The sequence below is a fragment of the Micromonospora noduli genome, assembly GCF_003264475.1.
Lineage (GTDB): Bacteria > Actinomycetota > Actinomycetes > Mycobacteriales > Micromonosporaceae > Micromonospora > Micromonospora noduli.
On record NZ_PYAC01000001.1, the window covers coordinates 641,078 to 666,142 of the forward strand.

Annotated in this window: 17 protein-coding genes and 1 pseudogene; 9 read left to right on the top strand and 9 right to left on the bottom strand. The window is 71.5% G+C overall.

Features of this window, described 5'->3' with window-relative positions; all coding sequences use genetic code 11:
* Nucleotides 1–101 precede the first annotated feature (101 nt).
* Nucleotides 102–239: pseudogene (locus MED15_RS34745) on the bottom strand (GerMN domain-containing protein); the annotation flags it as partial.
* A gap of 123 nt (nt 240–362) precedes the next feature.
* Between MED15_RS34745 and MED15_RS02710 the strand changes: the two are divergent.
* Together MED15_RS02710 and helR are read left to right on the top strand one after the other, a co-directional pair.
* Nucleotides 363–743, top strand: coding sequence for a YccF domain-containing protein (locus tag MED15_RS02710; protein WP_208646458.1), 381 nt, complete (start codon nt 363–365; stop codon nt 741–743).
* A gap of 153 nt (nt 744–896) precedes the next feature.
* Nucleotides 897–3,032, top strand: a complete 2,136-nt coding sequence (gene helR / locus MED15_RS02715; protein WP_244220336.1) for an RNA polymerase recycling motor ATPase HelR — start codon at nt 897–899, stop codon at nt 3,030–3,032.
* Nucleotides 3,033–3,168: 136 nt separating this feature from the next.
* On the opposite strand, the gene MED15_RS02720 is transcribed toward helR, so the two are convergent.
* Nucleotides 3,169–5,250 carry a PQQ-dependent sugar dehydrogenase gene (locus tag MED15_RS02720; RefSeq protein WP_112734715.1) on the bottom strand — a complete coding sequence of 694 codons (2,082 nt, stop codon included), beginning with the start codon at nt 5,248–5,250 and terminating at the stop codon, nt 3,169–3,171.
* Between the two features lie 156 nt (nt 5,251–5,406).
* Nucleotides 5,407–5,955 carry an RNA polymerase sigma factor gene (locus MED15_RS02725; RefSeq protein WP_112734716.1) on the bottom strand — a complete coding sequence of 183 codons (549 nt, stop codon included), beginning with the start codon at nt 5,953–5,955 and terminating at the stop codon, nt 5,407–5,409.
* Between the two features lie 56 nt (nt 5,956–6,011).
* Here MED15_RS02725 and MED15_RS02730 point away from each other — a divergent pair, with 56 nt between their 5' ends.
* A complete protein-coding gene (locus MED15_RS02730; protein ID WP_112734717.1) occupies nt 6,012–7,376 on the top strand; it encodes a serine/threonine-protein kinase in 1,365 nt (454 codons plus the stop codon).
* Here MED15_RS02730 and MED15_RS02735 read toward each other — a convergent pair.
* Nucleotides 7,373–8,077, bottom strand: coding sequence for a hypothetical protein (locus tag MED15_RS02735; protein WP_112734718.1), 705 nt, complete (start codon nt 8,075–8,077; stop codon nt 7,373–7,375). The genes MED15_RS02730 and MED15_RS02735 overlap by 4 nt on opposite strands.
* A gap of 319 nt (nt 8,078–8,396) precedes the next feature.
* On the opposite strand from MED15_RS02735, the gene MED15_RS02740 reads away from it, so the two are divergent.
* The 4 genes from MED15_RS02740 (at nt 8,397) to MED15_RS02755 (ending at nt 13,279) form a co-directional block, all read left to right on the top strand.
* Complete coding sequence (locus MED15_RS02740; protein WP_208646460.1) at nt 8,397–10,364, top strand: serine hydrolase domain-containing protein; 1,968 nt, start codon at nt 8,397–8,399, stop codon at nt 10,362–10,364.
* A 41-nt stretch (nt 10,365–10,405) separates the two neighbouring features.
* Nucleotides 10,406–11,701, top strand: a complete 1,296-nt coding sequence (locus MED15_RS02745; protein ID WP_112734720.1) for a sensor histidine kinase — start codon at nt 10,406–10,408, stop codon at nt 11,699–11,701.
* Complete coding sequence (locus MED15_RS02750; RefSeq protein WP_112725521.1) at nt 11,698–12,354, top strand: response regulator; 657 nt, start codon at nt 11,698–11,700, stop codon at nt 12,352–12,354. The genes MED15_RS02745 and MED15_RS02750 overlap by 4 nt, the downstream gene beginning before the upstream one ends.
* A 127-nt stretch (nt 12,355–12,481) precedes the next feature.
* Entirely contained in the window at nt 12,482–13,279 is a 798-nt protein-coding gene (locus tag MED15_RS02755) for an SAM-dependent methyltransferase (protein ID WP_091399609.1), read from the top strand.
* 55 nt (nt 13,280–13,334) lie between these two features.
* Here MED15_RS02755 and MED15_RS02760 read toward each other — a convergent pair whose 3' ends face one another.
* Nucleotides 13,335–14,075, bottom strand: a complete 741-nt coding sequence (locus tag MED15_RS02760) for a cellulose binding domain-containing protein (protein WP_112734931.1) — start codon at nt 14,073–14,075, stop codon at nt 13,335–13,337.
* A gap of 317 nt (nt 14,076–14,392) precedes the next feature.
* On the opposite strand from MED15_RS02760, the gene MED15_RS02765 reads away from it, so the two are divergent.
* On the top strand, nt 14,393–15,466 hold the full coding sequence (locus tag MED15_RS02765) for a hypothetical protein (RefSeq protein ID WP_112603003.1): 1,074 nt from the start codon (nt 14,393–14,395) through the stop codon (nt 15,464–15,466).
* Between the two features lie 37 nt (nt 15,467–15,503).
* On the opposite strand, the gene MED15_RS02770 is transcribed toward MED15_RS02765, so the two are convergent.
* Nucleotides 15,504–16,601, bottom strand: coding sequence for a winged helix DNA-binding domain-containing protein (locus MED15_RS02770; RefSeq protein ID WP_112725523.1), 1,098 nt, complete (start codon nt 16,599–16,601; stop codon nt 15,504–15,506).
* A 124-nt stretch (nt 16,602–16,725) separates the two neighbouring features.
* Nucleotides 16,726–17,982, bottom strand: coding sequence for a phosphodiester glycosidase family protein (locus MED15_RS02775; protein ID WP_112734721.1), 1,257 nt, complete (start codon nt 17,980–17,982; stop codon nt 16,726–16,728).
* Nucleotides 17,983–18,330: 348 nt separating this feature from the next.
* Here MED15_RS02775 and MED15_RS02780 point away from each other — a divergent pair, with 348 nt between their 5' ends.
* Nucleotides 18,331–23,793, top strand: a complete 5,463-nt coding sequence (locus tag MED15_RS02780; protein ID WP_112734722.1) for an ATP-binding protein — start codon at nt 18,331–18,333, stop codon at nt 23,791–23,793.
* Between the two features lie 69 nt (nt 23,794–23,862).
* Here the strand turns inward: MED15_RS02780 and MED15_RS02785 are convergent, their stop codons facing one another.
* Both MED15_RS02785 and MED15_RS02790 read right to left on the bottom strand, forming a co-directional pair.
* Nucleotides 23,863–24,324 (bottom strand): hypothetical protein, encoded by a 462-nt coding sequence (locus MED15_RS02785; RefSeq protein WP_112734723.1) that lies wholly within the window; start codon nt 24,322–24,324, stop codon nt 23,863–23,865.
* Nucleotides 24,325–24,480: 156 nt separating this feature from the next.
* Complete coding sequence (locus MED15_RS02790) at nt 24,481–25,059, bottom strand: sigma-70 family RNA polymerase sigma factor (RefSeq protein WP_225854967.1); 579 nt, start codon at nt 25,057–25,059, stop codon at nt 24,481–24,483.
* Between the last annotated feature and the right edge of the window lie 6 nt (nt 25,060–25,065).

The window sequence follows — 25,065 nt, forward strand, 5'->3', positions numbered from 1 at the left end:
TTACAGCGGCCGGTCCCGCGGCGGCGGCGGGCAGCGTCGTCGATGTCGCGGTCCTCGGGCTCCCGGTGGTACGCGCGCTCAGCGGTCGCTGGTGAGGGGGCATAGTCGCCGCGGGTGAGCGGCCGGCTGGACAGGGAGCCGTCGGCCCGGGGCACGCCGAGAGCCGTGCCGTCGCGCAGGAAGGCCACTGTGGAGACGTCCTCGCGGCTGGTGAGAGTGCAGACGATCTGCCCGGAGGCACGCCCTCGCCCAGTTGTCCGACGGTGGCGAGAGGGCCATCCCCGAGGGCCACGCGGTGGCCGTTCCCCGCTGAGGGAACGGGGCGAGCCGACCGGGTGGCGAGCATGTTTCATGCTGGAGTAGTGATTCGTTTCGTACTGAATGTGCTGTGGCTCGTCTTCGGCGGTGGCCTCGTGCTGGCGGTCGGCTACGGCATCGCCGCGCTGATCTGCTTCGTCCTGGTCATCACCATCCCGTTCGGCGTCGCGTCGCTGCGCCTCGCGGTCTACTCGCTGTGGCCCTTCGGCCGCACCCTGGTGCCCAAGCCGGGCGCGGGCGTCGGCTCCGGCCTGGCGAACATCCTCTGGGTGGCGCTGGCCGGATGGTGGCTGGCGCTCTCCCACATCCTCGCGGGCATCGCCCTCTGCGTCACGATCATCGGGATCCCGTTCGGCATCGCCAACTTCAAGCTCGTGCCGGCCGCGTTCTGGCCCCTCGGCCGCGACGTCGTCGACGTGCCCTGACGCGGAAAACGGGAGACACCCGGTCTCCCGCCACTTCTAACTTATACCGCACTGGGGGGCTTGCGGCAAGACCCCGTTTATGACGCAGAATCGTCGGCCGAGGCCAAATTCTGCCGAAATGGAAGTCATGAATTGGATTCCTTGCCTACCTCCGTGTTCGACCTTCCCGATCACCTCGCGCCCAAGGCCGACCCGGCGCTCATCGCCCACGACGAGCGGCACTTCGCGGCCATGGCGCAGGGCCTCGCGCAGCTGAGCGCCGAGCTGTCCGACCGTCTGGACACCGCGCGCCGGGCGCCCGGCGGCAAGGGCCGGCAGGCCGTCGACCGCGACGAGGAGGTCCGCCGGCTGACCGCCCGCCTGCGCTCGCTGAGCCGCTACGGACTGGACCTGTGCCTGGGCCACGTGGTCGAGGCGGACAACCCCGACCCGGTGTACGTCGGACGACGCGGTCTCACCGACAGCACGGGTCGGCGGCTGCTGCTCGACTGGCGCTCACCCGCGGCCGAGCCGTTCTTCGGCGCGACCCACGCCAACCCGATGGGCCTGGCGAGCCGTCGCCGCTACCGCTGGACCCGCGGCCGGATCAGCGACTACTGGGACGAGGTGTTCACCCCGGACGGGTTCGTGGGGCACGCCGTCGCGCTCGACGACCAGTCCGCGTTCATCGCCAGTCTGGGCAGCGCCCGGTCGGCCCGCATGCGTGACGTGCTCAGCACGATCCAGGCCGACCAGGACGCCATCATCCGGGCGGGGTCGGCCGGCGCCCTCGTGGTCGACGGCGGTCCGGGCACCGGTAAGACCGTCGTCGCGCTGCACCGCACCGCGTACCTGCTCTACTCCGACCCGCGTCTCGGGCAGCGCCGGGGTGGGGTGCTCTTCGTGGGGCCGCACCAGCCCTACCTGGCCTACGTCGCCGACGTTCTGCCCAGCCTCGGAGAGGAGGACGTGCAGACCTGCACCCTGCGCGACCTCGTCGGAGAGGGGGCCACGGCAGCCGTCGACACCGACCCGGAGGTCGCCCGGCTGAAGTCGTCGGCCGAGCTGATCCGGGCGATCGACGCGGCCGTCCGGTTCTACGAGGACCCACCGGTCGCCCCGATGACGGTCCCGGTGGGCGACTCCGACGTCCGCCTGAGCGCCGACGACTGGGCCGACGCGTTCCAGGCGCCGGGTCCGGGCACCCCGCACAACGAGGCGCGCGAGGAGATCTGGGAGGAGCTGCTGACCATCCTCATCGACCGGTACGACGGCGAGGAGCCGGACGACGTGCTCCGCGACTCGCTGCTGCGTAACCGGGAGCTGCGGGCGACGGTGAACCGCGCCTGGCCGTTGCTCGACGCGGCCGATCTCGTGGGTGACCTGTGGTCGGTGCCCGCGTACCTGCGCAGGTGCGCGCCCTGGCTCAGCCCCGAGGAGGTCCGCAAGCTGCAACGCGACGAGCCCCGGGCCTGGACCGTGTCCGACCTGCCGCTGCTCGACGCGGCGCGGCAGCGGCTCGGCGACGCGGAGAGGACGGGGCGCACCCGTCGGCGTGACCCGGCCGCCGCTGTCGAACGCGAGCACATGGCCCGGGTCGTCGACGAGCTGCTCGCGGCCGACACCTACGACGACGGCGAGGGTCTGCTGGCGATGCTGCGCCAACCCGACCTGCGCGACGTCCTGGTCGACGACTCCGCGCTGCCGGACGCCGACCCGGACCTGCTGGCCGGCCCGTTCGCGCACATCGTCGTCGACGAGGCGCAGGAGCTGACCGACGCCCAGTGGCAGATGCTGCTGGCGCGCTGCCCGTCGCGCAGCTTCACCATCGTGGGAGACCGCGCTCAGGCCCGGCACGGGTTCACCGAGTCGTGGCAGGAACGCCTCAAGCGGGTCGGGCTCGACCATGTCAGTCTGGCTTCGTTGAGCATCAACTACCGGACGCCAGCGGAGGTCATGGTGGAGGCCGAACCGGTCATCCGGGCCGTGCTCCCCGACGCCAACGTGCCGACCTCCATCCGTGGCAACGGACTTCCCGTAGTCCACGGATCGGTCGCCGACCTGGGGTCGATCCTCGACACCTGGCTCGCCGCGCACGCCGAGGGGATCGCCTGCGTCATCGGCGACCCGACGTTCCCGCCCACGGCCCGGGTCCGGTCACTGAGCCCGGAGCAGGCCAAGGGGCTGGAGTTCGACCTGGTCGTCCTCGTCGACCCGGAAACGTTCGGCACCGGCATCTCGGGGGCGGTCGACCGCTACGTCGCGATGACCCGAGCCACCCAGCAACTCGTGCTCCTGACCAGCGGCTGAGGGCATGTCGCCCGACCGGGTTCGGGAGCACTCCGGGCCATGGGCACTCATCGGCGGTATACCGCTGAGGAATATTTATGCCTCAGCGGTATACCGCTCTCCAGCCACATCACCCCTACCGCACAGCGATCAGGGTCTAGTTGCCGAGCGTGACGTGCAGGATCCTCTCGTTGCTGTTGTTCGGGGTGCTGTCCTTGTCACCGACGTTGGTGGTGGTCAGCCACAGCCCGCCGTCGGGAGCCGGCTCCACCGTCCGCAACCGACCGTAGGTGCCACTGAAGTACGTCTGCACGTTCGTCAGGCTGCTGCCGCTGATCACCGCGCGGTACATCCGAGCGCCTCGGGCGCAGGCCACGTAGAGCGCGTCGCGCACGATCGTGATGCCGGAGCAGGACCCTTCGGCGGTCGGATAGGTGCGCGCCGGCGCGATGAACCCGGCCGTACCGCAGGCGCCACTGGTGCCCTCGCACGCCGGCCAGCCGTAGTTTCCACCCTTGGTGATCAGGTTGGTCTCGTCCATGACCGAGTTGCCGAACTCCTGCTCCCACAGCCGGCCCTGCGAGTCGAACGCCAGCCCCTGCGGGTTGCGGTGGCCGTAGCTCCACACGTAGTTGCCGAACGGGTTGTCCGAGGGGACGGTGCCGTCCGGGTTGAGTCGCAGGATCTTGCCTTCGAGGCTGGACCGGTCCTGGGCGTAGTTGCCGTTCTGGGCGTCGCCGGTGCTGGCGTACAGCTTGCCGTCCGGGCCGAACCGCAGGCGACCACCGTCGTGGTACTTGTTACGCCGGATGCCGCTGAGCAGAACCTGCTCGCTGGCGGTGTTGAGTCGCCCGTTCTCCAGCCTGATCCGGACGATGCGGTTGTCGCTCGGCGAGGTGTGCATGATGTACAGCCAGCGGTCGCTGGAGTAGCTGGCCGAGATGGCGAGCCCCAACAGGCCACCCTCACCGTCGGTGCTCTGCACGTTCGGCACCGTGCCCAGGTTGGTCTTGGCCCCGGTGGTCGGGTTGAGCTGGATGATGTCGTGCGCGTCGCGGCGGTTGTAGAGCACGCTGCCGTCCGGCAACGTCACCAGACCCCACGGGATGTCGGTGTCGGTGGTGACCTGCCGCACCCCGCACACCGGGTTGGCGCACGCCGCACCGGTGGTCACCGTCGCGGTGCCGCTGCGCGACGAAGCGTTGTCCTGCGCGTCCCGAGCCACCACGTAGTACTGGTAGGAGGTGTTCGCCGCCAGACCGCTGTCGGTGAACGTGGTCGCCGGCGGCGCGCCGGTGACAGTGCCCACCTTCGCGCCGGCCCGGTAGACGTCGTACGCGCGTACCCCAATGTTGTCGGTCGACGCGGTCCAACGCAGCGTCACAGTGGTGCCCGACGCGGTGCCGGTGAGCTGTTGCGGCACCGTCGGTGGCTGGCTGTCGGCCTGACAGGGCGGCGGAGTGATCGACACGGTGGTGCTGGCCTGCGACACGTTGCCGGCGGCGTCGCGGGCGTTGACGTACAGGCCCCAGGTCGCCCCGGGCACCACGGTCAGGTTGGTGGAGAGCGTCGTGCCGCTCACCGACGTCATCAGTTGGCCGTCGTGGTAGATGTCGTAGAAGGCCACCGCGACGTTGTCCGTCGAGGCGTTCCACGCGAACGTCACCGAGTTGCAGGTCAGGCCGCTGACCCGTGGGCTGCCGGGCGCCGTCGGCGGCTGGCTGTCGGCGCTGCCGAGAGACGTCGTCCACCGCTGGTTGGACTGGCCGTTGCAGGTCCAGAGACCGACGGTGGTGCTGTTGGCGGTGCCCGCACCGGTCACGTCCAGGCACAGCCCGGACTGGACCCCGACGATGGTCCCGGAGGTGGTGATCCGCCAGCGTTGGTTGGCGCCGCCGGTGCAGCCGTTGATCTGCACCGCGGCCGGGGCGGTGGTGTCCTGGCCGACGACGTCCAGGCACATCGTGTCGTCGTAGACCCGCAGCTCGCCACTTGAGGTGAGGGTCCACGCCTGGTTGGCCTGGCCATTGCAGTCGTAGATGTTGATGCCGGCACCGGCAGTCCGGACGTTGCCGACCACGTCCAGGCAACGACCGCTGGCCACACCGACGATCGTGGCTGGTGCCGCGGCGGCCGCCGGCACACCGACGGCCAGGCTCAGCAACGTCACCGCCGCCATCGCCGCCGGCAACAGCCGCCGTCGTGGGCGTAGTGGGCTTCTCCGCGCGGTGACTCGCATCCGTCCTCCAGGCTCAGGGCATCGACCGGCCGGACCAGACGACGAACCGCCCGACCACACCGAACGCACACATCGAACATCAAAGATGCGCTCGGCGTACATGTCAAACGATGTCCGTCGATCGGCGGCAAACCCACGGATCGGTGTACGGATCGCTCAACTCCCCCGCAACGTCTCCCGGAGGTACCGACGGGCGTGATGGATCCGGGACTTCAGCGTGCCGATCGGGATGCCCAGCTGCCCGGCGATCTCCTGATAGTCGAGCTGACACACGTCGCGGAGCACGAGGGCCGTCGCCAGCTCCGGTCGGTGCGCCTCCAGCCGGTCCAGCGCGTCCAGCAGGTCGAGGCGCGATCCGGCGATGACGCTCGTCGTGCGGGGGTCGGCCACCTCGACGGGCAGCAGCGCGCTGGGCCGCTCGGCCGATCGTCGCCGCAGTGACCGGTACGTCTGGCGGGCGCAGTTGGCGACCACGGTGTGCAACCAGGTGGAGAAGAGCGACCGCCCCTCGAACCGGTGGATGTGCCGGGCCACCTGTAACAACGCGTCCTGCGCCGCCTCCTCCGCGTCCTGCCGACAGGGCAGGAACCGCCCGCACTGCTCCAGCACCCGTGGACCGATCGCGGCCAGCAGCGCGTCGAGTGCGGCGCTGTCGCCGGCCGCCGCCCGCCTCGCCAGCTCCTCGGTGTCAGATTCCTTCGCCACCCGCGTTCCCCCGCTCGTGGGCGTCACCGGAGTCCCGGTGGCCGGATAATACGATCGTGTCCATCCCGCCGCAGGTTGGCCGGTACCGCATCGCACGCCCCGTCGGCGCCGGTGCGTTCGCCACCGTGTGGCTGGCGTACGACGACGAGCTGCACTCGCCGGTGGCCGTGAAGGTGCTCGCCGACAACTGGTCGCAGCGGGCCGACATCCGGGGGCGCTTCCGCCAGGAGGCCCGGTTCATGCGGCAGGTCGACTCCGATCATCTGGTCCGGGTGTTGGACATCGGTGAGCTGCCCGACGGTCGGCCGTACCTGGTGATGACGTACGCCGCTGGCGGCACGCTCGCCGACCGGCTGAGCGACGGGCCGATGCCGGTGCGCTCGGCGCTGCGGATCGCCGCCGACATCGCCAGGGCGGTGGCGGTCCTGCACGACAGCGGCGTGCTGCACCGCGACCTCAAACCCTCCAACGTGCTGTTCGACCCCACCCCGGCCGGTGACCGGGTGTTGGTCGCCGATCTGGGGCTGGCCAAGACGCTCGCGCACGCGTCCGGCTTCACAGTGGTCGCCGGCACGCCCGCCTACATGGCGCCCGAGCAGGGCGTCCCCGGCGGAGGGATCGACGTACGCGCCGACGTGTACGCGATCGGCGCGCTGACGCACCACATGTTGACCGGCTCGCCGCCCGGGCAGCCGGTGGCGGCGGCACCCTGCGCACCCGCCGCCGTCGAGCGCGCCGTCCGCCGGGCGATGCATCGCGATCCGGAGCGCCGCTGGCCCACCGCAGCCGCGTACGCCGGCGCGTTGGAGGGTCTGCTCGCCAGCCGGCAGCTGGCGGCCCGCCCGCCGCCGCGGCGCATCCGCCGGTTCCTCGCCGCCGTCGGCACCGTGACCGCGACGCTGGTCATGGCCGGATCCGCCACCGCCGCCACCGCGCCGCACGGCTGGGTCCGGGTGGGTGACACGACCGGCGCTGTCTCGGTGGCCGTTCCCGGCGGCTGGGCACGGCAACTGCGCGACGGCGGCTGGGACCCGACGGTGATCGGCCTCGCCGACGGGCGCAGCCCCGGCCTGCTCGTCGGAGCCGACCTCACCGAGTGGTCCGATGTCGACAGCGCGACACCGGGGGTCTTCGTGGGAGTGAGCCCCGGGCTGCGCGGAGCGGAGCAGCCGACGCTGCCCGATCACCGAGGGTGCACACCCGCCGCCGGCCGGGCGGTCACCGTCGCCGCGTTCAGTGGGACCGTCCGGCACTGGGCGCAATGCGGTGGCGCGCAGACGTCGTTCAGCGAGGTCACCCTGGTCGCGGCGGCCGGCACCTTCGGCGTGTACGTCCAGGTCAAGCAGACCGACGGCGTCGACCGCACCGACGAGATCCTCGGCACGCTGCGGGTGAACGCTTCGATGGTCGCGCAACGCTAGTACCGTTCCCAGTTGCCGGCGAAGTCGACCATGCGCCACCGACGCGTCTCGGTACCACCGTCGAGCTTGCGGACGGTGGCCTGCACGGTCTCGCCCACGACTCGGTATGAGACGAACGTCATGACCCGGTCGCCGGACGGGCTGGAATTGTCACCCAGGATGATCGGCCGTGCGTACCGCTCCCTGCCGTCGTACGAGAGCTGGATCGGCACGAGGGCCTGCCGCCGTGCCGCGTCGGGGTTGCCCAGTTCGACGAGGACGAGCGCGTCCTCCGTCGACGGCGCGTTCGCCGGCTCCTCGCCGATGAATTCGGCATACACCGGCCGTGCGCCGTTCGGCAGGATCCGGCACGGGATGTCGAGGCCGTTGGACCCGTTGCGGAACACCACGGAGTCGTCGGACTCACCGCAGAACTTCAAACCGCGGATGACCGCGTTGGGCCAGTTGGTCCGCCTGATCTCGCTCACCGGAGCGGCCGGGCCGGAGGTGCGGGTGGCCGGAGCACCCGGGGTGGCGCTGCGGGTGGTCGGAGCGGCGCTGCCGGGCGCCGGAGCGCTCGACGCCGACGGGCTCGGCGGGCTCGCGCTGGCGGACGGAGAGCCGGCGGGCCCGGCGTCGCCGCCGACCCGTTTCACCGGTGACGTGCAACCGGCGACGAACGTAAGGGTGAGCATCGCACCGACGAGCAGGTTGCCGCGCATGGGTGGTCCTTCCTCCGCGGGGTCTGTCACAGGGTTTGATGCACCGGTACGGGCGGTGGTTCACGCGACCGGGGCGGCACCTCTGCCCACCATCGGTGCACCCGCCCCTCCTCCTCAAGTCGTAAGCGCATTGCCGTCTCACGCCAGATGGCTCGGCGCGATCACTCGAACAGGCTTGTCCCAAGGCATCGGGTGACGCCGTACGGACCTGCTCCGGACACCCGTTCGCCAGGAAAGGCACTGGCAGACGATGCGCTCTCTTCCGCTTCACGCACCCGGTTCACCCCGAACCGCCCGGCCTCTCGTCCGACTCGGCGCGGTGCTGGCGACCGCTGTCGTCATCGCCGTGGGCACCGCCGGCTGCGGCGCGCCGCAGCACAACCCCGCACCGCCCATCGATGCTCCGGCGGCACCCGCCGCAGCGAGCGGGGCGGGTTCGGCCCTGACCGACACCGACGTCAACGCCTGGCTCGACGGCCTGCTCCCGGCCGCGCTCGACCGTACCGACATCGCGGGAGCCACTGTCGCCGTCGTGGACGACGGCAAGATCCTCACAACCCGGGGGTACGGGTACGCCGACACCGGCGCCAGCGGGAACGCGGCCGTACCTGTCGACCCGGACCGGCATCTGTTCCGGATGGGATCGGTGTCGAAGCTCGTCACCGCCACCGCGGTGCTGCAACTCGTGCAGGACGGGAAGCTCGACCTCGACACCGATGTCAAGACGTACCTCGACTTCGAACTGCCCCTGCGCTACGAGCGGGCCGTCACAGTGCGGCACCTGCTCACGCACACCGCCGGCTTCGAGGAGCGGATCGCCGGCCTCATCGGCACCGACGGCGGCGACCTCAACCTGCGCAGGTCCCTGATGACCGACCCACCGGAGCAGATCTACCAGCCGGGCACCGTCCCCGCGTACTCCAACTACAGCAACGCGCTCGCCGGCTACATCGTCGAACGCGTCAGCGGGACGCGCTTCGAGGAGTACGTCCAACGCAATGTCCTGGACCGCGCGGGCATGCCGTCGTCGACCTTCGAGCAGCCCCTCCCGGCGGCGCTGCGCGACCGGATGTCCAACGGGTACGACACCTCCACCGGGCCCGCCGCGCCGTTCGAGATCGTCGGTACGCCCCCGCCCGGTGCGCTGAGCGCCCCGGCGACGGACATGGCACGATTCATGCTCGCCCAGCTCGGCGAGCCGGTGGGCTTCGCGCCCCTGCTGGACCAACCGACCCGCGCGCTGATGCAGCGGCCGGCACTGGACGCGACGTCGTTGGGCACGCTGGCCGACGGGCCCCGGATGACCCTCGGATTCTTCGCCGAGGACCGCAACGGCCACCGGATCCTCGGCCACGGCGGCGACACCAAGTACTTCCACTCCCACCTTCAGATCTACCCCGACGACCGGGCCGGCATCTTCCTGTCGCTCAACAGCAACGGCTCCGGCGCCCTCGACAGCCACGAGCTTCGCGAGTCGATCGTGAACGGCTTCGCCGACCGCTACTTCCCCGCCCGCGACGACCAGCCGACCGCTGGCGTGGACCCGGCGACCACCGCCAAGCACGCCGCGCTGGCCGCTGGCACGTACGAGTCCTCGCGAGCGATTGGCAGCAACTTCCTGACGGCGATCGGTCTGGTCGGTCGGACCACTGTCAGCGTCGCCGACGGTGACCGGTTGCTGGTGGAGCCGGGCCCGCTGTCGGACTCCCCCGCCCTCTACGAGGAGGTGGCGCCCTGGGTCTGGCGCGAGGTCGGCGGGCAGCGCACGATCGCCATGCGGGCGACCGACGACCGGGTCGAGGCGATCAGTTTCGACTCCGCGTTCGCGTTGCTGCCCGTCGAACCGGCCCGCGCATCCATGGTGGCCGTTCCGGTGCTGGCCCTGTCCACCGCCGTGCTGCTGCTCGCCGTCCTGTCGTGGCCGGTCGGCGCGATCGTCCGCCGTCGGCTGGGCCGTGCTCCCCGGGAGCGGGCGGGGCGCACCGCGCGGATCCTGAGCCGCCTCGCCGTCGCCGGCACGCTGCTCGCGTTCGCCGGCTGGGTGCTGAGCATCGGCAGCATCATGAGCCTGCAGGACGTTCCCGGGCCCGCCCTGCGCACCATTCAGGTGCTGCAACTGGTCGGTCTGCTCGGAGTACTGCCCGCCGCGGTCCGGCTGGTCGACGACGTGCGACGCCACCTCGGCTGGCGGCGGATCACCGCCAGCGGCCTGATCCTGTTCGCTCTAGCCGGCGCGGGCTGGTTCGCCGTGGAGTTCCACCTGCTCGCGCCTAGCATCTCCTACTGACCCGCCGACCCGGGACGATCCGGAGCAAGGATGCGCACCCCATGAGGGACCACGCCGACACCGAACCCGGCACACCGCGACTGACGAAGTGGCTCGACGGACGGCTCACCCGGTTCGGGGTGACCGGGGTGTTCCCACGGGACTGCCTGCTGGCCGCGGTGCTGACCGTCCTGACGTTCGTACTGCTCACCGCGCTGTTCTGGTTCGTGGCACCGGAGGACGGGGTGTCGTTCGACCCGGCGCGGGCCTGGCTGCTCGTCGCCATCTGCTGCGCGCAGGCGATGCTGCTGTGCCTGCGTCGGGTCCGGCCACTGCTGTGCCTCGCACTCGTCGTCGGCCTCCAACTGCCCATCATCGGCTTCTCCCTGCCCGAGGCGACCATCCGGGGCCTCGCACCGTTCGTCGTGGCGTACACCGTCGGGTCGTTGCTGCCGGTTCGGCGTGCACTGCTGGCCGTCAGCGCGGTCGTGCTGGTGGAGTCGATCGGGGCGGCCGTCGTGGTCACCCCGGATCTGCTGACTGCCATTGCGTACGTCTCGGCGAGCGCCCTGACCTACGCCGGCGCGACCTTCGTCGGCGGCTACGTGGCCACCTACCGGCGCTACGTCGAGTTGGTCCGGGTGCGGGCGGATGAGGCGATCCGGGAGCAGCGCACGAAGGTCCAGGCGGCGATCGGCGCGGAGCGCTCCCGGATGGCCCGGGAGTTGCACGACGTGGCGGCGCACCACCTCTCCGGCATGGTCGTTCAGGCGGCGGCGGTCGAGCGGCTGATCGACCGGGACCCGGCGGCCGCGAAGGCCGGCGTGGCCTGGATCCGCAGCCAGGGCAAGGAGACCCTGGACAACCTGCGGCTGGTCGTCGGTGTGCTGCGCGGCAGGCCCGGGCACGAGGGCGGCGACGGTGCCGCCCCGGTTCCGGGACTGGGCATGCTCGACGATCTCGTCCGCACCGCAGGCAACCTCGCCGGCCCGGTGGAGTTCGTCCGGGAGGGCGAGCAGCGCGAGGTGCCGCCGATCGCCGACGTGGCGCTCTACCGGATAGCGCAGGAGTCGCTCAGCAACGCCCGCCAGCACGCCCCGGGCGCTGCGGCCCGGGTGGTGCTCCGCTTCGAGCCCCGCTCGGTGTCGCTCGAGGTGGTGAACGAACCCGCCGCACCGCGACGCGTACCGGCGGCACGGACCGGTGGCGTCGGCCTGGTCGGCATGCGTGAGCGCGCCCAGCTGATCGGGGCGACGTTCACCGCCGGCCCGACGGCGGCCGGTGGCTGGTCGGTCGCCGCGACCCTCCCGACGAACGGTCCCGCCGCAACCCGGTCGAAGGAAGAGGCCCCAGCATGATCAGAGTGATGCTCGTCGACGATCAGGCAGTCGTCCGCGCCGGCTTCCGCGTCATCCTGGAGCAGGCCGGCGAGATCGAGGTCGTGGCGGAGGCGTCGAACGGGTCCGCCGCCGTCGAGCTGGCCCGCCGGCTGCAACCGGACGTCATCTGCATGGACGTCCGGATGCCGCACGGCGACGGGCTCACCGCGACCCGGCAGATCGTCGCCGAGGCGACCGGGACGCCACCGGCGGTGCTGGTCGTGACGACCTTCGACCTCGACGAGTACGTCTTCGGCGCGTTGGAGTCCGGTGCCAGCGGGTTCATCCTCAAGGACTGTGAGCCCGAGGAGTTGATCGAGGCGATCCGCCGCCTCGCGAGCGGGTACGGGCTCGTCGACCAGGCCGTCACCCGTCGGGTGATCTCGGAGTTCGCCAGGCGTACGCCCGCTCCCCGCTCGGACGCTTCGGCGGCGCACCAGCTGACCGCGCGGGAGACCGAGATCGTTGAGCTGCTCGCGCAGGGCCTGTCGAACGTCGAGATCGCCGAGCATCTCTTCATCGAGACCAGCACTGTCAAGTCGCACCTCGGTCGCGCCATGGCGAAGATCGGCGCACGAGATCGGCTACAGACCGTCGTGTGGGCGTACCAGAACGGGGTGGTCCACCGCTGACAGAGACCTGATCCCCTGCCTGGCGGCGTGGGTCCACCCCTGGTCGAGAGTGGACATTGCCGGAGTACGATCCCGGGCGTACCGCTGTGGTGACCTCCAGCTGACGACCCCTCGATAGGAGCCAGGCATGGCCGGCCCGGACCCCGAACTCGCTGCGAAGCTTCAGCCCGACGTGCCGCACGCGGCGCGGATCTGGAACTACTGGATGGGCGGCAAGGACAACTTCCAGTCCGACCGGGCGGCCGGCGACGCTGTCGCCGAGGTCTACCCGGAGATCGTCCTCATGGCGCAGCAGTCGCGCGTGTTCCTGGTGCGGGCCGTGCGTCACCTCGCGGCCGAGGCGGGCATCCGGCAGTTCCTGGACATCGGCACCGGCCTGCCCACCATGCAGAACACGCACGCGGTCGCCCAGGGCGTCGCGCCCGACTCGCGGATCGTCTACGTGGACAACGACCCGATGGTGCTGGTGCACGCGCGGGCACTGCTGGCCAGCACGACGTCGGAGGGTGTCACCACCTACGTCCCGGCCGACTACCACGACCCGGAGAAGATCCTCGCCGAGGCGGCGCAGACGCTCGATTTCGACCAGCCCATCGCCGTGATGTACATGGGCGTGATGGGCTACGAGCCCGACCTTGACGTGGTGCGCTCGATCGTCGGGCGCACGATGGACGCGGTGCCGTCCGGCTCACACCTGGTGCTCTGGGACGGCACCAACACCAGCCCGGCGGTGGTCTCGGGTGCCGAGCGGCTGGCGCAGAGCGGCGGAGTTCCGTACATCCTGCGCAGCCCGGAGGACCTCGCGAGTTGCTTCGACGGGCTGGTGATGGTGGAGCCGGGCCTGGTGCCGATCCCGCTGTGGCGACCGGAGGATCCCGACGCCGTCGGGATCGACGCCTACGGCGCGGTGGCCCGCAAGCCCTGACCGACACGACGTCCGCCCCGCTCCCGCCGTCGCGCCGGAGCGGGGCGGACGCCGTTCACCGCGCGCACGTCAGGGTCAGGCCGAACGGCACCGCGCTGGTCGTCACGAGCAGACCGAACGTGGTGGCCCCGTCCAGCGCCAGCGTCCCGTTGTAGGAGGCGTTGCGAACGGTGACGTCGGAGCCGGTCGACTCGGCCACCCCACCCCAGGCCGTGTGGACCTGCTCGTCACCGGACCATCGCCAGGAGACGCGCCACTGGTCCAGCGGGAGCGTCCCGGTGTTGCGGACCGTTACCGTCGCGACGAAGCCGCTGCCCCAGCGGGCGTCGATCGTGGCCGTCGCGCGGCACGAGGTCAGCGAGGCGGTCCGGGCCGAGGCGATCACGTACGGGTCCCGTCGGCCCTCGGCGTCGGTGAACCGGTACCAGTACTCCGTGTCGGGCGTGAGCCGATCAATGGTCACCGAGCCGTTGCGCTCCGGCCCGGAGACACCCTCGGCGACTGCGGCCCGCCACTGTTGGGCGTCCTCACGGCTGGTGAAGAGGCTGACGGTCATCGGCGGGTCGTAGCCGCAGGGTGGGCGGAAGAAGATGACGTACGAGATGGTCAGGCTCGTGGTGGTGGCCCCGGTCACGCTGGCGCTGATCGGTAGCGCTGGTGGGCAGGCCGGCGTCGGTGTCGCTGACGGCGTCGGTGTGGACGATGGCGTCGGCGTGGGTGTCGCTTCGGCGGCGGTGGTCGTTCCGGTCCAGGCGGCCAGCGCCATGGTCGTGACAGCGAGGAACATGCGAAGCATCGGAACCTCCGTGGTCAGCGGGCACCGATGACCGAGGTGGTAGCCGGTGCCGCGCTCGGGTTTCCGGTCGCCGACGAAGCTGCCCGGCACGGGTGACATGGTCACCTCGCGCGCCCCGTGGACCGGAGAAGATCTGGTGCGCGCTGGCTCCCCGAGCACGACCGAACCACAGCATGACAGCCAGTGAGCATCGATACAAGACGATCCCGATGCCGTCGAGCATCGTCCGCCTTCTCGTCGCCGCAGGGACACCCACTGGGTGCCCGAACCCCGGACAATCCATTGTGGTCTATTCATTCGGGACACGGGAGCACACCATGCTCGACGCAGGCAGCACAACCCGGCGACCCCGGGGATTGAGGGCACTGATCGCGGCAGGCGCGGCGGCGGTGCTGGCGGCCGCCGCGCTGGCCGCGCCAAGCCCCGCCGACGCCGCCGTCAGCCGGGCCGAGCTGGCCCTCCGCTGGGCGCCCATCCACTACCAGGACGTCGATGCCACCGGCAGCCACGCCCTGAGCGGTCAGTCGGACTACCTCACCCCTGTCGACTTCGACGGCAACCTGGACGGACGCGACAACTGGGACCGAGCCGGCCAGGCAGGCACCGCACTCGCCGCGCACGTGTACTACTCCGTCGTGGAGACGAGCACCCACTGGTACATCACGTACTTCTTCTTCCACCCCCGCGACTGGACCGACCACCCGTTCTTCGAGACCGAACACGAGAACGACGGTGAGGGCGCGCTGTTCGCGATCGAGCGCGACGGCTCCACGTACGGCGTTCTCCGCTCGGCTGTCACGGTCGCGCACAGTGACTTCTTCTCCTACACCCCGGCCGGCAGCACCTGGACCAGCGGCGGGGAGAGCATCGACGGCACCCTGCGGTTCCAGGCGTCACCGCACGACACGTTCCAGCACCCGGTCACGGCGCAGGAGGCACAGGGCCACGGCCTCAAGGCACACCCGCAGTACGACATCAACGGCGACGGCCTGGTCTACTACCCGTCGACCGTCGCCGAGACGCCGAGCAGCAGCAACGACCGCGACGTGCGGTATCAGCTGATCGACATCTTCGCCGCCGGCGGCCTGTGGGCGCAGCGGTCCAACGCAAGCCTCTTCGCCAGCCTGGGCACGTTCGCCGGTGACACGTCCGGCGACTGCGGCGTCGGCACCTGGAGCTGTTCGACCAACTCGGCCAACGCGCCCTGGGGCTGGGACGACGGCAACGACGCCCCCGCGCGTGGCGAGATCGCCAGCGACCCGGCGAAACTGTCGGCCGCGTACTTCACAGTGCCGGCCGGTCTGGCGCGCACCTACAGCTACAACCCGTACGCCGGCGCGGCGGCGGCGCTCGCCGAGGCGGCGAGGACGGCTCCGCCGACCGTCGACTGATCTCTTCGTCTCCCCGGCGTCGGACCGTCCTGGCCCGTCACCGGGGAGACGAACCGACCCGCACCCGGTCGCTCTCGTTGTCGGAGAGGAAGGACGCCAGCTCCTGCCCCTGCTCGGTCACGGCAGCCTGGTCCGCTCGGGAGAAGCCGCGGAGTGGGTTGACGGTCACCGTGCCCGAGTCGACGCTCCAGGTCGCCGCGACCCGGCCGTCGACGAGCACCACGCGCTCGCCGGCCACCGAGAGGAGACGGTGTGCGTCGTCGATGATCCGGCTGCGGTCGTCATAGCCGAGGATCGCGTTGTCGAACGCCGGCAGGAACCGCACCGGGGCGGGTGTCTCCGGATCGGGGCGCGGCGCGTCGGGGAGGTCGATCAGCTTCCGGCCACGCTCGTCGCGGAAGGTCACCAACTCGTCCCGCATGGCGGTCACCGCGACGGGCAGTCCGGCGAGGCCGCACCAGGCCCGCAGGTCGGCCGTGGCCGCCGGGCCGAACGCGGCCAGGTAGCGGCGTACGAGCAGTTGGCCGACCGGGTCGGCGCCCGCCGTGGTCGGCGGGGCGATCTCCCGGCCGAGCCACGCGGAGAGCAGGACGTAGCGCGCGCCCCCCTTCGCCCGCCACAGCCCGCGCGGCGGGAGCTGGGTCATCGCAAGCAGCGCGACCGCCATCTCGCCCAGCACCCGTGGGCCCGGCGACGGCCAGCGCTCGACGAGCGCCCGCCCGATCTCGGGCATCGAGCGGGGCTCACCGTCGGCCACCACCGCCCGCGCGGCAACGGCGAGGTCGTCGAGGTCCACCCCGTCGAGCTCGCCGCGGTAGACCCCGAGCACGCGTTGGCGCAGCATGGCGTCGTGACGGGGTCGCCAGGCCACGGCGTCGTCGGCGACGAGCAGGTGGACGGTGCGGCGCATGAGGTGGGTACGCACCACGTGTCGCTGGGTCAGCAGGGTCGAGAGCACCGTCGGGTCGAACGCGCGCAGCCGCGACCACAACCCGATGAACGGCTCCTGCGGCTCCTGGGCCTGTAGGCCACCGAGGTGGGCGACGGCGTCGAGCGCCGGCAGGTCGGCGCGGTCGAGCAGCAACTGCCGGGCGAGCGTCGCGCGGTTGAGCGCCCGGGTGTCGAGAACGGTCATCCGGTCCCTTCGGTCGACCTCATTCTCCGACCGGGGCCGACAGTCTGAGTGCCCGGCGTCCCGGGTACGCGAATTCGCCCCGCCCGGCGGCACCGGGCGGGGCGAATTCGCGCGGGGGCGAAGATCAGTGCTTGCCCACGAAGATGCCGATGCCGTTGGCGACCAGACGCTCCGTACCGTCGGACGGGCTGTTGCGGGCGGTGGCCGCAGCCTGACCCGGCTCGCGGACGGCGACAGTGCTCGACCCGCCGCCGTCGAGGTTCACGGCGGCGTCCGCGCCGAGCGAGCGCATCAGGTCGGCCAGTTCGGCGATCGTGAACCCGGCGCTGGCCGGGGCGCGGCCGGCCAGGGCGACCAGGTACACCGTTCGACCGTCGGGGCTGACACCGGCCGCGCTGCGTACCGCGGCGGTCCTGGTGTCCAGACCGGCCAGCGGCGCGCCGTCGCCCAGGATCGGCGCGCCACCGACCGCGAAGGTCAGCTTCGGCTTGCCGGCGGACTCGAGCTTCTCGCGCACCTGCACCCGGTCACCGACGGCGAGGTCGTCGAGCGCGTCCGCGCCGCCCTCCCGGCCGACCAGCACCTGGGTGTCGGCCGGGATCGCGCCCGCACCGGGCGTCGGGCCGACCGCTGTCACCACACCGTCGCGTACGGTCACCTCGTAGGTGTGGGTGCTGCACGGGTCGCTGCGGCTCGTGTCGGTGCCGCACGTGGACCGGACCCGGGAGGCGGTCCCCCAGTCGGCGGTGAACAGGCCGACGCCGTCGACCGGGAGCGCGTACTGGTTGAGGCCGCCCAGCGCGATCGTGCCCTTCGCGCTGCGCACCTCGCCGTCCAGGCTCAGGGTGTCGACGCGCGCCTTGCCGTTCACGCCGACGCCGAACACGTCCCGGGTTGAGGTGCCCGGGGCCAGGCCGGGGCCGAAACGCTGCGCGGTCGGCACCGCGAACTTCAACTCCTCGCCGTCGGCGATCTCCGGACCGGACGACGAGTAGGTCGGGGTGACGCCGGCGTGCGTCTCACTGTTGTTGAAGAAGTCGCCGTTGACGCCGGCGACGGCACCCTGGTCGTTCGTCATCGCCGAGACGACAGAGCGCTGCGCCACCGCGGCGGGGTGCAGCAGGTCCAGGGAGACCTTGTTCTTCCTCAGGTCGGCCGTGAGCAGGTAACCAACGGTGACGCCCCGGGGCGTGGTCACCTGGAACGAGCCGTACGTGACGCCGGGGGCGAGCTGCGCGGTCGAGGTGATGGTGATCGGGGTGCCCGTCGCGGGTACCGTGGCGGTCGCGGCGTGGGCGACGCCGGCCGGCGTGACGAGCGCGGTGAGTCCCGCCGCGAGCAGCAGCGCCAGACGTGGGCGTACGAGGTGCGGTGCCCTCATTGCCGCTCCTTTCCTGGTGCGTTCCTGGCCTGGGCCGGGATGGTCGAGCCGGGCGGCGGTTGACCGGACCGGCGATGATCTTCCTGGTCAGCCGATCACCCGGGGGTGAACACGGGAGGCCGCAGACGTGAACCGCCCGCACCGTCTTGATCAACTGCCGGAGCGGCCGGATCGGGTCGGCGCGTCCCCCGGGGGTGCCAAAAAGTTTTGTGCACTTCCTACAACTGAGGGACGGTGGGTTCGGTGGTTGCGCCATAGCGCTGGCCGCCGCCACGCGGAAAGGTGATCACTGCTGGGAGCCGTCGTCTCCCGGCACGCAGGTCGAGGTCTAGCTAAGGGGTTCTTCGGGTGTTCAACCGTGTCGCCATCGTCAACCGTGGTGAAGCCGCCATGCGGCTCATCCACGCGGTCCGCGAGCTGGCCGCGGAGACCGGCATCCAGCTCGAAACCGTGGCTCTCTACACCGATGTCGACCGCAACGCCACGTTCGTCCGCGAAGCGGACATCGCCTACGACCTCGGCCCGGCCTCCGCTCGCCCGTACCTCAACCTGGCGGTGCTGGAGCGGGCCCTGACCGAGACCGGGGCCGACGCCGCGTGGGTCGGCTGGGGCTTCGTCGCCGAGGATCCGGCGTTCGCTGAGCTGTGCGAGAAGATCGGCGTCACGTTCGTCGGGCCGAGCGCGGACGCCATGCGCCAGCTCGGCGACAAGATTGGCTCGAAGCTGATCGCCGAGAAGGTCGGCGTGCCGGTCGCGCCGTGGAGCCGCGGTGCCGTCGAGACCCTCGCCGCCGCCACGGCTTCGGCGGCCGAGGTCGGCTACCCGCTGATGCTGAAGGCGACCGCCGGCGGCGGCGGGCGCGGCATCCGCGTGATCAGGAACGAGGCCGAGCTGGTCGACGCGTACGAGCGCACCAGCCAGGAGGCGGCCCGGGCGTTCGGCAGCGGCATCGTGTTCCTGGAGCGCCTGGTCACCGGGGCTCGGCACGTCGAGGTCCAGGTGATCGCCGACGGGCAGGGCACCGCGTGGGCGCTCGGCGTCCGCGACTGCTCGGTGCAACGACGCAACCAGAAGGTCATCGAGGAGTCGGCGTCGCCGGTGCTCGACCCGGCGCAGGCTGCCGAGCTGAAGACGTCGGCCGAGCGGCTGGCCGTGGCTGTCGGTTACCGAGGCGCGGCGACCGTCGAGTTCCTCTACCACCCCGGGGACCGGTTGTTCGCGTTCCTCGAGGTCAACACCCGCCTCCAGGTCGAGCACCCGATCACCGAGCTGACCACCGGGTTCGACCTGGTCAAGGCGCAGCTGCACGTCGCCTCCGGCGGGCGCCTCGAAGGTGCGCCGCCGGCCGAGCGGGGGCACGCCATCGAGGCGCGGCTCAACGCCGAGGACCCCGACCGCGACTTCGCCCCGTCCCCCGGCCGCATCGCCCGGCTGGACCTGCCCAGCGGCCCCGGCATCCGGGTGGACACCGGCGTCAGCGAGGGTGACACCATCCCGGCCGACTTCGACTCGATGATCGCGAAGATCATCGCGTACGGCCGTGACCGCGACGAGGCGCTCGGCAGGCTGCGCCGGGCGATGGCGAACACCACGGTGATCATCGAGGGTGGGGCGACGAACAAGAGCTTCGTGCTCGACCTGCTCGACCAGCCCGAGGTGATCGACGCCAGCGCGGACACCGGCTGGATCGACCGCGTCCGCGGCGAGGGCCGCCTCGTCACGCACCGCCACTCCGCTGTCGCCCTGGCCGCCGCCGCCATCGAGGCGTACGAGGAGGAGGAGCGCGTCGAGCGGCAGCGGCTGCTGTCGACGGCCGCCGGCGGGCGCCCGCAGGTGCAGCACGCCAGCGGCCGACCGTTGGACCTCAAGCTGCGCGGCGTCGGCTACCGCACCCGGGTGGCGCGGGTCGGCGCGCACCGGTTCCGGGTCGGCATCGAGACCGGCCCCGTCGTGCGCACCGCCGACGTCGAGCTCGACCGCTTCGACCGGCACACCGGTCAGATCGTCGTCAACGGCATCCGCTACCGCCTGCTCACCGGCACGTACGGGCCGACCCACCTGGTCGAGGTGGACGGCGTGACGCACCGGGTCAGCCGGGACGAGGGTGGCGTCCTGCGCTCCCCGATGCCCGCGCTGGTCGTCGCCACGCCGCTGGAGGTCGGCGCGGAGGTCGAGGCGGGCGCGCCGGTGCTGGTGCTGGAAGCGATGAAGATGGAGACGGTGCTGCGGGCGCCGTTCAAGGCGCGGCTCAAGGAGTGCGCCGTGTCGGTGGGCAGCCAGGTGGAGGCCGGTGCGCCGCTGCTGCGCCTGGAGCCGCTCGCGGACGACGCGGAGGAGGCCGCTGACGACCCGAGCACCGAAACCGTCGAACTGGACCTGCCCACCGCCACCGCGGACATCCCCGCGGACGAGCGCAGCAGGCGCGGCCAGGAGGACCTGCGGGGTCTACTGCTCGGCTTCGACGTCGACCCGCACGACGACCGTCGGGTGCTCGACGATTACCTCACCGCACGGCGGGCGGCCACCGAAGCCGGTCAGCGGCCCCTGGCTGCCGAACTCGACCTCATCGAGGTTTTCGCCGATCTCGCCGAACTGAGCCGCAACCGGCCGACGGGCGAGGACGGCGGCGCCGCGCACGTGCACAGCGCCCGGGAGTACTTCCACACCTACCTGCAGAGCCTCGACGTCGAGCGGGCCGGGCTGCCGGACGCCTTCCAGACCAGACTCGGCAAGGCGCTCGGCCGGTACGGCGTCACCGACCTGGACCGCACCCCCGCCCTCGAAGCCGCCGTCTTCCGGATCTTCCTCGCCCAGCAGCGCGCCTCCGCGGACGCGCAGGTCATCACGGCGCTGCTGCGCGCGTGGCTGCGGGAGACCCCGCCGGACGAGACGCTGCGCGAACCGGCCGGCCTCGCGCTGGAGCGGCTGATCGCCGCGACGCAGGTCCGCTTCCCCGTGGTCGCGGACCTCGCCCGCGGCGTGGTGTTCGCCTGGTTCGCCCAGCCGCTGCTGCGCCGCAACCGCGCCCGCGTCTACGCCGAGGTCCGTGGGCACCTGCGGCACCTCGACGCGCACCCGGACGCACCGGACCGCGCCGAGCGCATCGCCGAGATGGTGCGCAGCACCGAGCCGCTGGTCCGGCTGCTCGGCCAGCGGCTCGTCCGCGACCACCTCGACAACGCGGTCATGTTGGAGGTGCTGACCCGGCGGTACTACGGCAACCGGTCGCTCACCAGCGTGCTCACCCGCGAGGTCGCGGGCTGCACGTTCGTGGTCGCCGAACGCGCCGACTCCAGCGTGGTCTCCGCCGCGGTCAGCTTCGACGCGCTGGGCAGCGCCCTGCGCGGGTTGGCCGAGCTGGCCACCGGCGAGGACGCCGTCGACGCCGACATCTACCTCGGCTGGGAAAACCAGCCGGAGGACTTCGACGCGATGGCGGCCGCACTGGCCGAGGTCATCGCCGCGCACCCGCTGCCGCCCCAGGTTCGTCGGGTCACCACCACCGTCGCGGGTCGCGGAGGGGCGGTGATGCACCACCACTTCACCTTCCGCCCGTCGGGCGCCCAGTTGACCGAGGACCGGCTGATCCGTGGGCTGCACCCGTACATCGCGCAGCGGATGCAGCTGGAGCGGCTGCACAAGTTCGACCTGACCCGGCTGCCGTCGTCGGATGAGGAGGTCTACCTCTTCCAGTGCGTGGCCCGGGAGAACCGCGCCGACGAGCGCCTCGTCGCGTTCGCGCAGGTGCGTGACCTGACCGAGCTTCGCGAGCAGGACGGCCGTCTGGTCGCGCTGCCCACGACCGAGGACGCCATCGCCGCCTGCCTCGACTCGATCCGCCGCGCCCAGTCGCGGCGGCCGTCGAAGACGCGCTTCAACACCAACCGCATCGTGGTCTACGTGTGGCCGCCGAGCGAGCTGACCCGCGAGGAGATGGAGATGATCGCCGGGCGGGTCCGCCCGACGACAGCGGGCGCCGGCCTGGAGGAGATCCTGTTCATCGCGCGCCAGCGCGACCGCCGGACCGGCGAGCTGACCAAGATCGCCGTACGGATCTCGTTCGACGCCGCAGGCGGCGCCGAACTGGCCGTCGGGGAGCCGCCGGTCGAGCCGATCGAGCCGCTCGACGAGTACCGGCTCAAGGTGCTGCGGGCCAGCAGCCGCAACACCGTGTACCCGTACGAGCTGACCGGTCGGCTCGGCGACTTCGTCGAGCACGACCTCGACGACGACCACGCCCTGGTGCCGGTGGACCGGCCGAAGGGGCGCAACAGCGCCGCCATCGTCGCCGGGGTGGTCACGACGCCGACCGAGCGCTACCCCCAGGGTGTCACCCGGGTGGTGCTGCTCGGCGACCCGACGAAGTCGCTGGGCGCCCTGTCCGAGCCGGAGTGCCGGCGCGTGATCGCCGCACTGGACCTGGCCGAGCGAATGCAGGTGCCGCTGGAGTGGTGGGCGCTGTCCGCCGGGGCCCGGATCTCGATGACCTCCGGTACGGAGAACATGGACTGGGTGGCCGCCGCGCTCAAGCGGATCGTCGAGTTCACCCAGGCCGGCGGTGAGATCAACATCGTGGTCGCGGGCATCAACGTCGGCGCGCAGCCGTACTGGAACGCCGAGGCGACGATGCTCATGCACACCAAGGGCATCCTGGTGATGACGCCCGACTCGGCGATGGTGCTCACCGGCAAGCAGTCGCTCGACTTCTCCGGTGGTGTGTCGGCCGAGGACAACTTCGGCATCGGCGGCTACGACCGGGTGATGGGGCCGAACGGGCAGGCGCAGTACTGGGCGCCGAACCTGACGGCCGCACGGGACGTGGTGATGGCGCACTACGACCACACGTACGTCGCGCCCGGCGAGGACGCGCCCCGGCGGGCGGTCACCACCGACCCGGCCGACCGCGACATCTCCGACTTCCCGCACGACGTGGCGGGCAGCGCCTTCGCCACCGTCGGGGAGATCTTCTCCGTCGAGTCCAACCCGGACCGCAAGAAGCCGTTCGACATCCGTACGGTGATGCGGGCCCTCTCCGACCAGGACCACCCGGTGCTGGAGCGTTGGGCCGGCATGGCGGACGCGGACACCGCTGTCGTGCAGGACGTCCACCTCGGTGGCATCCCGGTCTGCCTGCTCGGCATCGAGTCCCGGTCGGTGCCCCGGCACGGCTTCCCGCCCACCGACGGTCCGGACACCTACACGGCGGGCACGCTGTTCCCCCGCTCGTCGAAGAAGGCCGCGCGGGCGATCAACGCGGCCAGCGGCAACCGGCCGCTCGTCGTTCTGGCGAACCTGTCCGGCTTCGACGGCTCACCGGAGTCGATGCGCAAGCTGCAACTGGAGTACGGCGCCGAGATCGGCCGGGCGATCGTGAACTTCCGGGGGCCCATCGTCTTCTGCGTGATCTCGCGCTACCACGGCGGTGCGTTCGTGGTGTTCTCGAAGGCGCTGAACCCGAACATGACGGTGCTGGCGCTGGAGGGCTCGTTCGCCTCGGTGCTCGGTGGCGCACCCGCCGCCGCTGTGGTGTTCTCCGCCGACGTCAACGCCCGTACGGCGGCCGACGCGCGGGTGCGGGACCTGGAGGCCCGCACCGCCGCCTCGGCCGGCACCGAACGCGCCGCGCTTACCGCGGAACTCGACGAGCTGCGCTCGTCGGTGCGCGCGGAGAAACTCAGCGAGGTGGCCGCGGAGTTCGACAGGGTGCACAACATCCACCGGGCTGTCGAGGTCGGCTCGGTGGACGCCGTCATCCGCGCCGCCGAGCTGCGTCCGCGCATCATCGAGACCATCGAGGCCCGTCTGGGGTAGAGCGGCCGGAACGCCCGTACCACGTCAGCGCCACCGGTCGTCGACCGGTGGCGCTGACCGTATGGCGGTCTAGCTGAGCGCCGCGTTCAGCGCGACGGCGACGGCGAGCCAGACAATGACCGTGCCGATACCGACGCCGAGCATGGCGAGCGCTTTGACGGCGGGTGTCATCCGGGTGTGGGCGACCGTCAGGTTCGCCCAGACGCCCAACACCCCGACGAGCGCGCCCAGGATGCCACCGACGGTGAACAGCAGGATCGGCAGCAGAACCAGGATGCGCAGGAAGATCGACATGGGGGGCCCGGTCCGGTGCTGCACACCGTTGACCTCCACGGTCGGGTAAGGGTCGGCGAGAACGCTGCGTACCGTGGCCTGGACGACACCACCGTCCACAGTCGGCAACGCGTAGCGTCTGCCCGTCCTGGGGGCCGGCACTCCGCCGACGGTGACGGCAGGGTGGCCAAAGAATGCCTTGGTGGCGATGACGATCGGGCCAGCTACGCCGGCGACGTTGAGCGGTTCGGTGTTCACCGGCGTGATCTTAGGAAGCCGGGTACGCCCCGTCCATCCCGCTGACCGAGCGGGGGGTGCCGCCCGCAACCCTCGGGTCAGGTGGCGTGTCGTAGCAGCTCGTGGATGAGCGAGACGACCTCGTCGGGGGCACACTCACGGCGGCAGTGTCCACCCTCAGCCGGTTCGCCGCCCGCGGCCCGGGTCGGTGTCGGCCTGCCAGGCGGCGACGAGATCCTCGCGCGCCCGGGCGACCCGGGAACGGATCGTGCCGACGGGGCACTGGCAGACGTCCGCCGCCTCGGCGTAGGACAGGCCGAGGACCTGGGTGGCGACGAACGCCTCGCGGCGCTCCGGGGTCAGCCCGGCGATCAATTGGTGCAGGGTCACGCCCTCGTCGGCACCGGCGGTGATCGCACCGGCGGCCTCGGCCGCCGCCTGCCAGTCCGGCACCGACGCCAGCCTCGGCCGGGCCACCGCCGTCCGGACGTGGTCCACGGCAACGCGCCGGGCGATGGTGAACACCCAGGTACGGGCCGACGAGCGGCCAGCGAAGCCGGGCAGGTTGCGAATCGCCCGTAGGAACGTCTCCTGGGTCAGGTCGTCGGCCTCTCCCGGCCCGGCCAGGTGCGACAGGAACCGCCAGACCTGGTCCTGTAGTGCCCGGATGAACGCCGTGGCTGCCTGCCGGTCACCCTGGCCCGCCTCCCGTGCCCACCGGGTCACCTGGTCGTCGTCAGCGACGCCGTTCCGCACAGACCA

Excerpts from the sequence above, each read along its gene's own strand:
- MED15_RS02720 (WP_112734715.1), bottom strand. The coding sequence starts at position 5,250 with ATGCGAGTCACCGCGCGGAGAAGCCCACTACGCCCACGACGGCGGCTG.
- MED15_RS02735 (WP_112734718.1), bottom strand. The coding sequence starts at position 8,077 with ATGCGCGGCAACCTGCTCGTCGGTGCGATGCTCACCCTTACGTTCGTC.
- MED15_RS02745 (WP_112734720.1), top strand. The coding sequence starts at position 10,406 with ATGAGGGACCACGCCGACACCGAACCCGGCACACCGCGACTGACGAAG.
- MED15_RS02750 (WP_112725521.1), top strand. The coding sequence starts at position 11,698 with ATGATCAGAGTGATGCTCGTCGACGATCAGGCAGTCGTCCGCGCCGGC.
- MED15_RS02755 (WP_091399609.1), top strand. The coding sequence starts at position 12,482 with ATGGCCGGCCCGGACCCCGAACTCGCTGCGAAGCTTCAGCCCGACGTG.
- MED15_RS02760 (WP_112734931.1), bottom strand. The coding sequence starts at position 14,075 with ATGCTTCGCATGTTCCTCGCTGTCACGACCATGGCGCTGGCCGCCTGG.
- MED15_RS02765 (WP_112603003.1), top strand. The coding sequence starts at position 14,393 with ATGCTCGACGCAGGCAGCACAACCCGGCGACCCCGGGGATTGAGGGCA.
- MED15_RS02770 (WP_112725523.1), bottom strand. The coding sequence starts at position 16,601 with ATGACCGTTCTCGACACCCGGGCGCTCAACCGCGCGACGCTCGCCCGG.
- MED15_RS02775 (WP_112734721.1), bottom strand. The coding sequence starts at position 17,982 with ATGAGGGCACCGCACCTCGTACGCCCACGTCTGGCGCTGCTGCTCGCG.